14 protein-coding genes are annotated in these 13,347 nt (G+C 64.3%); all 14 read left to right on the forward strand.

The annotated features are described in order from the left end of the window. The first annotated feature begins 128 nt into the window (after positions 1–128). The 14 genes from fliF (at position 129) to fliQ (ending at position 13,287) form a co-directional block, all read left to right on the forward strand. The gene (gene fliF / locus O7A70_RS01070; RefSeq protein ID WP_337138666.1) at positions 129–1,778 is read left to right on the forward strand and encodes a flagellar basal-body MS-ring/collar protein FliF; all 1,650 of its coding nucleotides are present in this window, start codon (positions 129–131) and stop codon (positions 1,776–1,778) included. A gap of 3 nt (positions 1,779–1,781) precedes the next feature. Beyond that, positions 1,782–2,399, forward strand: a complete 618-nt coding sequence (locus O7A70_RS01075) for a hypothetical protein (RefSeq protein WP_337138668.1) — start codon at positions 1,782–1,784, stop codon at positions 2,397–2,399. Beyond that, positions 2,396–3,772 carry a MotB family protein gene (locus O7A70_RS01080; protein ID WP_337138670.1) on the forward strand — a complete coding sequence of 459 codons (1,377 nt, stop codon included), beginning with the start codon at positions 2,396–2,398 and terminating at the stop codon, positions 3,770–3,772. The genes O7A70_RS01075 and O7A70_RS01080 overlap by 4 nt, the downstream gene beginning before the upstream one ends. After that, a complete protein-coding gene (locus tag O7A70_RS01085) occupies positions 3,769–5,139 on the forward strand; it encodes a chemotaxis protein MotC (protein WP_337138671.1) in 1,371 nt (456 codons plus the stop codon). Before O7A70_RS01080 ends, O7A70_RS01085 begins: the two co-directional genes overlap by 4 nt. Positions 5,140–5,363: 224 nt before the next feature. Continuing rightward, entirely contained in the window at positions 5,364–6,506 is a 1,143-nt protein-coding gene (gene fliK, locus O7A70_RS01090; RefSeq protein WP_337138672.1) for a flagellar hook-length control protein FliK, read from the forward strand. Then, the gene (locus O7A70_RS01095; protein WP_337139020.1) at positions 6,439–7,023 is read left to right on the forward strand and encodes a transglycosylase SLT domain-containing protein; all 585 of its coding nucleotides are present in this window, start codon (positions 6,439–6,441) and stop codon (positions 7,021–7,023) included. The genes fliK and O7A70_RS01095 overlap by 68 nt, the downstream gene beginning before the upstream one ends. A 223-nt stretch (positions 7,024–7,246) precedes the next feature. Next, a complete protein-coding gene (locus O7A70_RS01100; protein ID WP_015315897.1) occupies positions 7,247–7,915 on the forward strand; it encodes a response regulator transcription factor in 669 nt (222 codons plus the stop codon). 79 nt (positions 7,916–7,994) lie between these two features. Continuing rightward, positions 7,995–9,251, forward strand: a complete 1,257-nt coding sequence (locus O7A70_RS01105; RefSeq protein WP_337138673.1) for a flagellar hook protein FlgE — start codon at positions 7,995–7,997, stop codon at positions 9,249–9,251. A 27-nt stretch (positions 9,252–9,278) separates the two neighbouring features. Continuing rightward, positions 9,279–10,733 (forward strand): flagellar hook-associated protein FlgK, encoded by a 1,455-nt coding sequence (gene flgK / locus O7A70_RS01110; protein ID WP_337138674.1) that lies wholly within the window; start codon positions 9,279–9,281, stop codon positions 10,731–10,733. A 3-nt stretch (positions 10,734–10,736) separates the two neighbouring features. Then, positions 10,737–11,780: a flagellar hook-associated family protein gene (locus O7A70_RS01115; RefSeq protein WP_337138675.1), complete on the forward strand. Its 1,044-nt coding sequence runs from the start codon at positions 10,737–10,739 to the stop codon at positions 11,778–11,780. Positions 11,781–11,812: 32 nt separating this feature from the next. After that, on the forward strand, positions 11,813–12,160 hold the full coding sequence (gene flaF / locus O7A70_RS01120; RefSeq protein ID WP_337138676.1) for a flagellar biosynthesis regulator FlaF: 348 nt from the start codon (positions 11,813–11,815) through the stop codon (positions 12,158–12,160). Next, entirely contained in the window at positions 12,157–12,600 is a 444-nt protein-coding gene (gene flbT, locus O7A70_RS01125) for a flagellar biosynthesis repressor FlbT (protein WP_337138677.1), read from the forward strand. The genes flaF and flbT overlap by 4 nt, the downstream gene beginning before the upstream one ends. After that, a complete protein-coding gene (gene flgD / locus O7A70_RS01130; RefSeq protein ID WP_337138678.1) occupies positions 12,600–13,007 on the forward strand; it encodes a flagellar hook assembly protein FlgD in 408 nt (135 codons plus the stop codon). The genes flbT and flgD overlap by 1 nt, the downstream gene beginning before the upstream one ends. A 13-nt stretch (positions 13,008–13,020) precedes the next feature. After that, positions 13,021–13,287, forward strand: a complete 267-nt coding sequence (gene fliQ / locus O7A70_RS01135) for a flagellar biosynthesis protein FliQ (protein ID WP_013893193.1) — start codon at positions 13,021–13,023, stop codon at positions 13,285–13,287. Positions 13,288–13,347: the final 60 nt, after the last annotated feature.

Below are 13,347 nucleotides of genomic sequence, written 5' to 3' on the forward strand. Positions count from 1 at the left end.
GGTTCCTTGCTCGCAACAGACGCGATCAGGTTTGGTCGTCCCGCCTGGGCAATGGCGCGGCGGCCCATTTTCGCACAAGCTTCGAGGATTAGTGTTCCGGCGGACAGTCATGCTGGAGTCGCTCAATCGTGCCGGAACAGATCCAGAGCATCATCTCGAATCTCCGCGGCTTTGGCGTCAGGCGCCTCGCCATGCTGGCGGGCATCGCTGTCCTGGTGATGGGCGTCATCGGCATTGCCTCGGTCTACCTCAACCGCCCGGCCTACGACACGCTCTATGTCGGGCTCGACCGCTCCGACGTGAACCAGATCGGCCTGGTGTTGGGCGAAGCCGGCATCGGCTTCGACGTCGGCGCGGACGGAACCTCCGTGCTGGTGCCGGCCGGCACCACGGCGCAGGCGCGCATGCTGCTTGCCGAGAAGGGCCTGCCGACCAGCGCCAATGCCGGCTATGAGCTGTTCGACAATGTCGGCGCGATGGGCCTCACCTCCTTCATGCAGCAGATCACCCGCGTGCGTGCGCTCGAAGGCGAGATCGCCCGCACCATCCAGTCCATCGCCGGCATCAAGGCGGCGCGCGTCCACATCGTCATGTCCGAGCGCGCCAATTTCCGCCGCGACGAACAGCAGCCCTCCGCCTCGGTCGTCATCCGCTACGCCGGCATCGACGCGGAGAAGAGCGCCATGTCGATCCGCCACCTCGTCGCCGCTGCCGTGCCTGGTCTGTCGGCCGACAAGGTGACGGTGCTCGATTCCAACGGCAATCTGCTGGCCGCGGGTGATGATCCCTCCAACACCAGTGCCGCCCGCACGCTCGGCGTCGAGCAGACCGTGGAGGCGCAGATCGGTGACAACATCCGCCGCGCTCTGACACCCTATCTCGGCCCGGACAATTTCCGCGCCAGCGTCAAGGCCGAGGTCAACACTGACACCCGTCAGACGGAAGAGACGATCTTCGACCCGAATTCCCGCGTCGAGCGCTCGGTGCAATCGGTGCGCGCCAATGAGAACAGCAACCAGAAGCAGGCTTCAACTCCCGCCAGCGTCGAGCAGAACCTGCCCGAGACCCAGGCAACCAGCACCGAGGGTCCGCAGACCTCCTCGGCCAACGACCGCAAGGAGGAGATCACCAATTACGAGATCAATTCCAAGAAGATCGCCACCGTCTCCAACGGCTATTCAGTGACCAAGATGTCGATTGCCGTCGTCGTCAACCAGGATCGGCTGAAGACGATCCTGGGCAAGGATGCGACACCGGAGCAGATCGCCAAGCGCGTCGCCGAAATCCAGAAGATGGTGAGCTCCGCCACCGGCTTCGACGACAAGCGCGGCGACGTCATCGACGTCTCGGCCGTCGAGTTCATCGACGGGCTGGACGGCGAGGCGGTGCCCCAGGCGGGAATGCTCGATTCCATCGGCCAGCACGCCGGCACGCTGATCAATGCCGGCGCCTTCATCGTCGTGGTGTTCCTGGTCGCCTTTTTTGGCCTGCGGCCGATGGCGGCCGCGTTGACGGCCAGGGCGACGCCCGCCATAGCAGGCCCCAATTTCGATGAAGTCCAGCGCTCTCTGCCGACGCCGGAGGCAGCCGCTTCCGCCGATGCGGGTGCCGCCATTGGCGCCCTGCCCGGCACGCGTGCCGGCGCCACCCCGCTCGACGATCTGCGCCAGAAGATCAGGCCGGCCCCGCAGGAGCGGCTTGCCCGCATGGTCGACATCAACGAGGAACGCACCGCGCAGATCCTGCGCAAATGGGCGGCCCAGGAAGTCGCGGCGTAGACCATGCCCTCCGCAGCCCTCTTCGATCTTCTCCCTGATTTCGGCACGCGCGCGCAACGCGCCAGCCAGCCCCAGGCCGCCACCGAGCACAAACCCGAGGCGGCACCGCCGGCCGATATCGGCACGCTGATCGCCGAAGCGGTTGCCCAGGCGGAGGCAGCGCTCGGCGAACGGCTTGCCGCGACGCATGAAGCAGCGCTGGAAGCGGAACGCCAGGCCAATGCCGAGGAAGCGAAGGCCTTTCTCGACAGCATCGGTGGCGATGTCGGCAAGGCGGTCTCGTCGCGGCTCGACGCCATGGAGGCGCGCGTGACGGATCTTGTCGGCGCCACGGTCGCCCGCATCATCGGCGGCGTGGTCAGCGACGATCTGCTGAAGCGCTCGCTTGAAGCGCTCGCCGGCGCGGTCCGCGACGCCGTTGGCGATGGCGAAGCCGTGCGCATCACGGTCCGCGGGCCGCTCTCGCTGTTCGAAACGCTGAAGGCATCGCTTGGGCCGCGTGCCGAAAATCTCGACTTCATCGAGGCGCCCGGCTTCGACCTGACGGTCACCATCGACGAGGCCGTGTTCGAGACGCGCATGGCCGAATGGTCGGCAACACTTTCCGAGGTGCTGTCATGAGCGTCGCAGATGCCGATCATGGCAGGCACGAGATCATCATCGTGCGGCGCGGGCATGACGACCACGACGAAGGTCACCATGGCGGCGTCTGGAAGATCGCCTTCGCCGACTTCATGACCGCGATGATGTGCTTCTTCCTGGTCATGTGGCTGATCAATGCCGCCAACGAACAGACCAAGGCCGCCGTCGCCAGCTACTTCAATCCAGTCAAGCTGGTCGACCGTGAGTCGAGCCGCAAGGGCCTCCAGGATCTCGGCAATGGGCCGCGCTCGGTCGGGCTGATGGCCGACGACCCGCAGGAAGCGACAACCAAGGCCGGGCAGGACGGCAGCGGCGCCGCGGGCTCATCCAACCGCAAGCAGGAAAAGCAGGAGCCGCAGCAGTCGCCACAGTCCGACGAGCATCTTTTCGCCGACCCCTATGCGGTGCTCTCGGAGATCGCCACGGATACCGGCGTCATGCAGAATGTCAGCCAGAAGGGCGATGGCGGCGCGCAGAATTCCGGCCCGGCGACGGGTGCCTCGGGCGGCGCGTCCTACCGCGATCCCTTCGAGCCGGACTTCTGGTCGCAGCAGGTCGCCGCGCCCGGCGCCGAGGCGAGCGCCCAGCGTCCCAAGATCGAGGGCGACCCGCTCAAGTCCGGCGACAAGGCGGCCGAGACTCAGGTCGCCAAGGTCAAGGCCGTGCCGCCCGCACCGCCGGTCAAGGACACACCGCTCGAACCCCTGGCCGGAGATGGCAAGAATACCGCCGCGGCAATGGTCAAGACGGGCGATGCCAAGGCCGGCGATGCCAAGGCGGGGGATACCAAGGCGGGCAACGCCGACGCTGGAGACAACAAGGCCGCTGATGCGGTCGCAAAGCAGGAGGCCGTAAAAACCGAGGCGGCGAACAAGGCTCCGACCGCCGCCGCGCTGAAGGCGGCTGCCGACGTCAAGCAGCGGCTCGCCGATGCCTTCAAGCCCGGTGACAAGCTGCATGACGGTGTCTCGGTCGAAGCCACCGACAAGGGTGTCGTCATCTCCATCACCGACCAGCTCGACTTCGGCATGTTCGAGGTCGGGTCGGCGGTGCCGAGCCGCGAGCTGGTGCTGGCGATGGAAAAGATCGGCCACATCGTCAACAGCCAGAAGGGCACCATCAGCATCAACGGCCACACCGATGCGCGCCCTTTCCGCAGCGCCAGCTACGACAATTGGCGGCTATCGACGGCGCGGGCGCACTCCGCCTATTACATGCTCGTGCGTGGCGGCGTCGATGAACGCCGCATCACCGAGGTTGCCGGCTTCGCGGATCGCCAGCCCAAGGATCCGGCAGACCCAATGTCGGCGGCCAACCGCCGCATCGAGATCCTGATGGCGACCGGCGGATGAAGCGGACGGCGCTGACCAGCCGCCTGATGGGCCTGTTGCTGCTGGCCACGGCGTATCCGTCGGCGGGCCTCGCCCAGGATACGCTGCAGCCCTATCAGCTGGTGCGCTCGTTGCAGCTCGTCCAGGACCGTATCGCGGCCGGCGATCACGCCGCGATGCCGATGCAGGCCAAGCTGCTCGAGATGACCGATGCGCGGTTGCGCGCGGCCGATGCCGAGGATTTCAAGGATCCCAGGAATTTTCGCGCGCTCCTGGTCTACGGCATGAGCGGCGGCAATCCGGTGACGGTCGAGGCGGCCGTATCGCGCGCCGCCTCCGATCCGCGCAACCTTGCCATGGCCAAAGGTGTGATCGACTACCTGAACGGCCGGCCCGGCGAGGCGATCGAAGCCCTGAGGCCGATCGATCCGATGGCCCTGCCAGGCGATCTCGGCGCGTTCCTCGCCTTGGTCAAAGGGTCGCTGCTTGCCACGGACCAGCCGGCGCTCGCGCTCACGCTGTTCGACGAGGCCAAGCTGCTCAGCCCCGGCACTCTGGTCGAGGAAGCGGCGTTGCGGCGCTCGGTCGGCATTGCCGTGACGCAAGGCGACGCGGCACGGTTCGCGCTTGCCTCCACCCAGTATGTCGAGCGCTATCTCTATTCGCCTTACGCCAGCCAGTTCGCCGACTCCTTCGTCTCAGGCGTCATCGCACTGCACATGTCGATCAGCCAGGACAAGCTTGCCGACATCACCTCGATGATGGATCCCGAGCGCGAGAAGGTGATCTATCTGCGCATCGCCCGCCGCGCCGCGATTGACGGCATGAGCGACTTGTCGGCCTTCGCCTCGGCACGGGCCGAGCAGGGTCGCGACGGCAACACCAATCAGGGCGATCCGCGTGCCCTGCTCTATTCCAGCCTGTCCACGGTGACCTCCGATACCATCGAGGACGTGCGCGCCAAACTGGGCAAGATCGACCGCAGCAGGTTGTCGGACGGCGACCGCGCCTTGCTCGACGCGGCCCAGACCATCGCCGGTGAAGTGGTGGCGCCGCCTGCCTCCCCTCCGGCCGCAAATCCGGCGCCCGCCGCGGTTGTGCCATCGCCCGAACCCGAGGTTGCGGCCGCGCCGACCACCGATGCCGCCGGATTGCCACCTGTCGAGGGCGCCGTCCCTGAACAGACCACCGTAGCGCCATCCCTGGACACAGCAGCGGCTGCGCCGAACGCATCCACGCCCGCAACCGACGCGGCAACCGTCCTGCCGGCATCGGCATCGGCGCCGGCGGCCAGCGCCGGCACGACAGACCCGACCGACGCCGCCATGACGAAAACCCGTCGACAGCTAGACCTGATCGACCAGATGCTTGGAGCCGCCCCGAAATGACCCCCAGCCTCGGCCCGGCCCTGCCAGGATTTACCGCCGCGCGCACGGCCGAGCAGCCGGCCGCGTCCGGAAGAAAGGACGACACCGGTTTCGGAGAGATGGTGCACGGCGGCGCGAGCCCTGGCCATTCGGAGAAGCAGCCACCGGCCGAGGCAGGCTCCCGCGATCCGCGGTGGAGCAGGCTTGCCGCGGAGCTTGCGGCAAAGGCAGGCGAGGACAAGCCGATGCCCGCCGGCAAGGCAAGGGCCACGCCGAGCGGATCGTCTGCCGCGAAATCTATGAAGGACGGCAAGGACGCCGGGACGGACAAGGATGCCGATGCCGAAGCGCCGGCCGCCGATCCGGGTGCAACGCCGCTCGACGGGCATCTGCCGCTGCTGATGGCATTTCATGACCTGCGCCATTTCTCGACATCGACCAAGTCGGACGACTCGAGCGCGAGCGAAACAGGACAGGGCTCTGCTATCGATGGGCAGCTTCCGTCGAAGGCCTATCGGCAGAAATCTGCTACGGGGCGTGACGGTCTCGAACCCATGTCCGAGCCTGAGCGGGTATTGCTCGTCGACGGACCGTTGACGAAACTCGACGGCAAGCTCGTCCGCGATGCCGCCGGCGCGCCGAAACACGACAATGCCATCGCGGCCGGCCCCCTGCCCGAGGCGCCCGCGGAGGTGCCAGGCGTGGAACAGGCGCCGCCACAGCTGAAATCCATCGCCGATCTTCAGTCCTCATTGCGGTCCGAGCCGGGAAAACAGCAGTCGGCAGCGGCGCGCATCGACGTGGTTTCCGAACGCAGCTTTCCCGCGCCGCCGCAGGCACCGATGAGCCAGGCAGCCCTCAACGTGATCGGCGCCATTTCAGCCGATGGGGGCCCGAACCAGACGCTTTCCACGGCTTCCGCGACCGCTCGACTGACGGGCTCTGTTGCCGTTCCGACACATGTGTTGAAGATCGAACTTCACCCGGCCGAACTGGGCATGGTCACGGCCCATCTTCGGCTCTCCGGAGAACAACTGTCGATTGAATTGAAACCCGAAACACACGATGCCTATCGCCGGCTTTCCAGCGACAGCGAGGCGATCGTCAAGTCGCTGCGCGGGCTGGGATTCGAGGTTGATAAAGTCACCATCATGCAACCCTCGATTGTAATTCCTTCTACAACCCGGACGGATGCAACTGCCTCCGTGAGCGCTGCCCCCGGCCGCGATCCATCATCCTTCCAGCCCGGAAATTCCGGCGGCGGCAATAATGGAGCCGGCGGCCAGCAGTCGGGTCAGCAATCCGCAAGGGGTAACCATGATGAAGCGCAAGCACACGGCCGCGCCGCTTCGCCTTCTCGCGAGCGCGCTGGCGATATATTTATCTAGCCTCGCGAACAGCGCCGGCGCCGCCACCAATCCTTGCGAACCCGAGATCCTGCGTGCCGCCGACCGCTATGGCGTACCCGCCGGCATCCTCTATGCCGTCGGATTGACGGAAACCGGCAACAAGGGCAGTCTTCAGCCTAATGCCTTGAACATAGAGGGAAAAGCAGTCTTCCCGAGAAGCCGGGCCGAAGCGCTTGCCGCCTTCGCCAACGCCCAGCGCGAGGGCAAGACACTGATCGATCTGGGCTGCATGCAGATCAACCATCACTACCATGCCTCGCATTTCCGCAGCGTCGAGGACATGCTCGACCCACGCCAGAACGTCGACTACGCGGCAAGCTTCCTGGCCAGCCTCCATGCCCGCCATGTGACCTGGTCGATGGCCGTCGCCCGCTATCATGCCGGTCCCGACAACGATCCGGCGCAGAAGGTCTATGTCTGCAGGGTGATCGCCAACATGGTGGCCACCGGCTTCGGCAAATGGACCACGAACGCTCGCGCCTTCTGCAACCCATAAGCGCATTTTCTGCTTCTAATACATCAACTCCCTGGATGCGAAGCGGTCCATTCGACTTGGTCAAGACTTGGACTCACAAACATATCTGGCTGCACGCTAATGCAACCGCTCCGATTCCAGACTCCCAAGAAACTAGTTACAAGAAATGACGGTTGTTCAGGATTCTCGCCAGCGGATACGCCTTTCCCCACGGGGCAAATGTGCTGATTCGGAGGCGGGGCCGATGATCGTTATCGTTGACGAGCGAGAGCTCGTGACAGAGGGCTATAATTCACTTTTCGATCGCGAGGGGATCGCCTGCGCCGGTTTCGCGCCGGGCGAATTCGGCGAGTGGGTCAACTCGGCCGCCGACACCGATCTGCGATCGGTCCGGGCCTTCCTGATCGGCGACTGTCGCGACGGCGCGATCTCGCCGCGCCAGATCCGCGACCGCACCGGAGCTCCGGTCATTGCGCTCAGCGAGCAGCATTCGCTGGAAAACACGCTGCGGTTGTTCGAGAGCGGCGTCGACGACGTCATCCGCAAGCCGGTGCACATCCGCGAAATCCTGGCCCGCATCACCGCCATCCGCCGACGCGCCAGCGAGGACGTCGCCTATACCGAGATCGGCGCGATGCGCATCTTCATGGACGGCCGCGATCCCGAGATCGACGGCCAGCCGCTGCCCTTGCCGCGCCGCGAGCGCCGCATCCTGGAATATCTGGCGAGCAATCGCGGCCGCCGCGTCACCAAGACCCAGGTGTTCAACGCCATCTATGGCATCTTCGACGAAGAGGTCGAGGAGAACGTGGTGGAAAGCCACATCAGCAAACTGCGCAAGAAACTGCGCGAGAAGCTGGGCACCGACCCGATCGATTCCAAGCGCTTCCTCGGCTACCGGCTCGTGTTCTGATGCGGCACCGCGCCAGCCTCGCGCAAGACAGGAGGCGTAGCCTCCAAGCCAGTGGCAAGGATATTGCGGAGACATCTCGATGAGCCTCTACGGAATGATGCGGACTGGCGTTTCCGGCATGAACGCCCAGGCAAACCGCCTGTCGACGACGGCCGACAACATCGCCAACTCCGACACCACCGGCTACAAGCGGTCCTCGGCCGAATTTTCGACGCTGATCATGCCGTCGACCGGCGGCGCCTATAATTCCGGCGGCGTCACCACCACGATCCGCCAGGCGGTCAGCGATCCGGGCGTACTTCAATACACGACCTCGGTCTCCGATCTTGCCGTCAGCGGCGATGGCTTCTTTGTCGTCCAGGACCCGAGCGGCACGCCCTTCCTGACTCGCGCCGGCGCCTTCGTTCCCGATGCACAGGGCCGGCTGGTCAATGCCGCCGGTTTCCAGCTGATGGCCTACAGTTATGCCAATGGCACGCCGGCAGCCACGGTGAACGGCTTCGAAGGGCTGGAGCCGGTCGTCATTTCCGACCAGGGACTGACCGCGACGCCGAGCACCCAGGGGAATTTCAGTGGCAATCTGCCGGCGGGTGCGACACCGGTCGCCACCGCCAACCTGCCCGGCGGCAACGCCGCCACCGCACAGTACACCTCGAAATCGTCGATGGTCGCCTATGACAACCTCGGCAACAAGAAGCTGCTCGACGTCTATTTCACCAACACCGGCACCGGCACCTGGCAGGTGGCGGTCTTCGACCAATCGAAGGCGACGGCCGGAACTGGCTTCCCCTACGCTGGCGGTGCACTGGGCTCGGCCAACCTGACCTTCGATACCACCACAGGCAAACTCACCGGCACACCCACCAACGTTTCATTCACGGTGCCGGGCGGCGCGAGCCTCAATCTCGACCTTTCGAAGCTGACCCAGCTCGGCACTGGCTTCACCGTCTCCGACGCTCAGGTGAACGGCAACGCGCCGAGCACCATCGACAAGGTGCAGATCAGCAAGGACGGCACCATCTACGCCCAATACAAGGATGGCACCTCCAAGCCGCTCTACAAAATTCCGCTGGCCGACGTGCAGAGCCCCGACCAGCTCAAGGCCCTCCCCGGCAATGTCTACTCACAAGGCACCGACTCCGGTGCCATCCGTGTCGGCTTTGCCAATGAAGGCAAGGCCGGTTCGATCATTTCCGGCGCGCTCGAAAATTCCAACGTCGATATTGCGGAGGAATTGACCGACATGATCGCGGCACAGCGCAGTTACACCGCCAATTCCAAAGTCTTCCAGACCGGTTCCGATCTGATGGACGTCCTCGTCAACCTGAAGAGATAAACCGGGCTCCGCCCGTGAAAGACCAGCATGTCGCTTTCCTCCGCACTGAGCATCGCCCAATCGGCGCTTCTGGCCACCTCGCGGCAGACAAGCGTCGTCACGCGCAACGTGACAGACGCCGACAATCCGAACTATTCGCGCCGCATCGCGCTCGTCACCAGCACGACGCCCGGCGCGCGTTCGGTTGATGTCCAGCGTGCGGCCAACGACCTGCTGTTTCGCCAGAACCTCGGCGCTTTGTCCGCCTACGCCGGCCAGAACGCGCTCTACAGCGGCATGGATCAGCTCGACGTTTCAGTGAATGGCGTCGACAACGCCTCCTCACCTTCGACCGCCATCGCCAATCTGCAGCAGGCGCTGCAGCTATACGCCACCGCGCCGTCCAACCAGAATCTAGGCTCGAGCGTCATCGACGCTGCCAAACAGGTCGTGCGGTCCCTGAATGAAGGCTCCAAGGCCATTCAGGATTTTCGTACCCAGACCGACGGCCAGATCGATACCGCCGTCAAAGATCTCAACTCGCTGCTCAACCAGTTCCAGGATGCCAACACGGCGGTCATGTCCGGAACCCGTTCCGGCACTGACGTTTCCGATGCGCTCGACCAACGCGACGCATTATTGAAGAAGATCGCCAATTACATTCCGGTATCGACCTTCACGCGTGGCGACAATGACATGGTCATCACTACGGGTGACGGCACGACATTGTTCGAAACGATCCCACGCACCGTCAGCTTCGCCCCATCTTCGGGCTATGCCGCGGGTGCGGCTGGCAACACGGTCTATATCGACAATGTGCCGGTCTCGGCGGGCAGCGGCGGCAACACCAGCGCCAGCGGCACGATTGCCGGCATGCTGCAATTGCGCGACGGCGTCGCCTCGACCATGCAGAGCCAGCTCGACGAAACCGCGCGCGGCCTGATCACCGCCTTTGCCGAAACCGCACCGTCGAAGCCCAACGCGGCGGGCCTGTTCACCTGGTCGGGCGCACCGGCGGTGCCAGCCGCAAGCACGCTCGTCGATGGCCTTGCTGGAACGATCAAGATCAATGCCGCGATGGATCCCAGCATTGGCGGCAATCCGACATTGCTGCGCGACGGCGGCGCCAACGGCGTCGCCTACGTCGCCAACACCACTGGCGGACCTTCATACTCCAACCTTCTGGTCGCCTATGGCGACCGGCTCGACAAGCCGATGGCGTTCGATCCCTCGGCCGGAATCTCGGCAACCTCCAGCGTTGCCGACTACGCCGCCAATTCGATCGGCTGGCTGCAGGGCGTTCGTCAGCAGGCTTCGACCGCCGCCGACGCGAAGGAAGCCCTGGCACAGCGCAGTGCCGATGCCTTGTCCAACGCAACCGGCGTCAATGTCGATCAAGAGATGTCGCTGATGCTCGATCTCGAGCACACCTATCAGGCATCCGCCCGGATGATGAAGACCGTCGACGACATGATGACGGCCCTGTTGAACGCGGTGGGATAAGCCATGACCTTTGTCTCCTCTGCTGCCCTCACGAATGCCATGCGCTATCAGCAGATGCGCATGCAGGCCGATCTCGTCAAAGCCACGAAGGAGTCCTCGACCGGCAAGGTCGCCGATGTCGGCCTGGCACTTGGTGGGCGCACGGCCCAGTCCGTCACCTTTTCGCGCGACCTCGACCGGCTCAACGTCATTGTCGATTCCAACGGACTGGTGGCCGCCCGGCTCTCATCGACCCAGACCTCGCTCGGCCAACTCTCCAACGTCGCGCAGACTTTCCTGTCCAGCCTGACCACCGCATCGTCGGGCGTCAACTCCGACAGCCTGACCCAATCGACCGGCCAGACAACTATTCAGCAGCTTACGTCGATCCTCAACACCAGCGTCAACGGCGAATATCTGTTCGCCGGCACCAACACCGACGTCAAGCCCATCAACGATTTCACGGCCCCCGGCTCTCCCGCCAAGACTGCCTTCGACGCCTCCTTCGTCGCCAAATTCGGCTTCACGCCCAATGACCCGGCCGCAGCCAACATCACCGCGGCCCAGATGGACGATTTCATCACCAACGATGTCACGCCGCAGTTCCTCGGCGCGGGCTGGCAGACCAACATGTCGAATGCCACCGACCAGCAGATCGTCAGCCGCATCGCGCTCAACGAAACCACCGAAACCTCGACCGGCGCCAACAGCGACGGTATCAGGAAGCTCGCCATGGCGGCCGCCTTGGTCTCCAGCCTGATGTCCACCAATATCAGCCGGGCGGCAAAGGACAGCATTGTCGACCACTCGCAGTTGCTGGTCGGCGAAGCGCTGAGCGGCATCGCGCAGGTCCAATCCCAGACCGGCATCGTCCAGAAGCGCGTCTCCGACGCCAGCGACCGTATGAAGACGCAGATCGACCTGTTCGAACGGCACATTCTGGATCTCGAAGCAGTCGATCCGGCGGAAGCCGCGACCCGCGTCGCCAACCTGACGCAGCATATCGAGACGTCGTTCGCTCTGACGGCGCGCCTGCAGCAGCTCAGCCTGCTGAAGTACCTGACCTGAAAGCACTCTGAACCGGAACGGTAGAGCCAACGATGTACCAATTCTCCTACGCCGACGTCCAGAGCACCTCCGTCGCGGACGCCAAGGACCGCGAGCGCGAGCTGCTGACCCGCTCGATCGACATGCTGTCGGCTGCGGCAGTGGCCGGCCAGGATTCGATGGAGGCCGTGGAGGCACTGAATTTCACCAATCGCGTCTGGACTGTCTTCGTCGAAGACCTTGGCTCCAGCGAGAATGCGCTCCCCAAGGAATTGCGCGCCAACCTGATTTCCATCGGCCTGTGGCTGCTGCGCGAGGCCGAGGACATCCGCCAGGGCCGCACCGACAATTTCGAGGGGCTGATCGAAGTGTCCCAGATCATCCGCGACGGCATTCAATGACGAACACGCTGAAGATATCGCTGAAGCCCAATGAGAAGATCTACATCAACGGCGCGGTCATCCGCGTCGACCGCAAGGTCACCGTCGAGCTGATGAACGACGTGCAGTTCCTGCTCGAGAGCCATGTGATCCAGGCCGACGAGGCGTCGACGCCATTGCGGCAGCTCTATTTCATCGTGCAGGTCATGCTGATGAACCCCGCTGGCGCCGATGAAGCACGCGGGATGTTCCGCCGCTCGCTGCCGCTGCTCATTGCAAGTTTCGAAGACGCCGAGATCGGCAGCGCGCTGAAACAGGTCGACCGCATGGTCGGCGAGGATCACATCTACGAGGCCTTGAAGGCGATCCGTTCGCTTTATCCTCTCGAACGCCGCGCGCTTGGCGGCAATGACGACGTTCCGGGTGCCGCGCGCCCGCTGGCCGTGGGGGCACGATACTAATGACCGTGGATATGACGACGACGATACCGGCTGGCACCAACCAGACCACCAAGTCGACCTCGAAGACAGCGGTCGACTATCAGTCCTTCCTGAAGCTTCTGATCGCGGAGATGAAGAACCAGGATCCGACCAAGCCGATGGATTCGACGGCGTACGTCGCCCAGCTCGCCACCTTCTCCCAGGTCGAGCAATCGGTACAGAGCAACACCAAGCTCGACCAGATCATGCAATCCTCGGCGCTGTCGCAGGCCGACGCTATCATCGGCCGCTCGATCACGTCGGCCGACGGCAAGACCACCGGAATAGTGGCTTCGGTGACGCTCGCCGGCAGCGGACTGATCGCGGTGCTGCAGGACGGCACCCAGGTCCCCGTCGGCGCGGGCGTGTCGATCAAGCCGGCGAGCTAGGCCGACCGCCGACATGAACGAAGCCGACGCTCTCGACATCGTCCAGTACGCGGTTTGGACGGTGCTGACGGCATCCGCGCCGGTGGTGCTGGTCGCAATGGCCGTCGGCATCGGCATCGCCTTGATCCAGGCGTTGACACAGGTCCAGGAAATCACCTTGACCTTCGTGCCCAAGATCGTCGCCATCATGCTGGTGGTGGCGCTTACGGGCCCCTTCATCGGCGGCCAGATATCGGCCTTCACCAATGTCATCTTCGAGCGGATCCAGAACGGTTTCTGAGCGATTCCAGAAACGGTGCTCGGCGCCTTCCGGCACGAGCGTGTGGCCCTTCGCTATCCC

Origin of the sequence: Mesorhizobium sp. Cs1299R1N1 (assembly GCF_037179655.1) — a bacterium.
In the GTDB taxonomy this organism is placed as follows: Bacteria; Pseudomonadota; Alphaproteobacteria; order Rhizobiales; family Rhizobiaceae; genus Mesorhizobium; species Mesorhizobium salmacidum.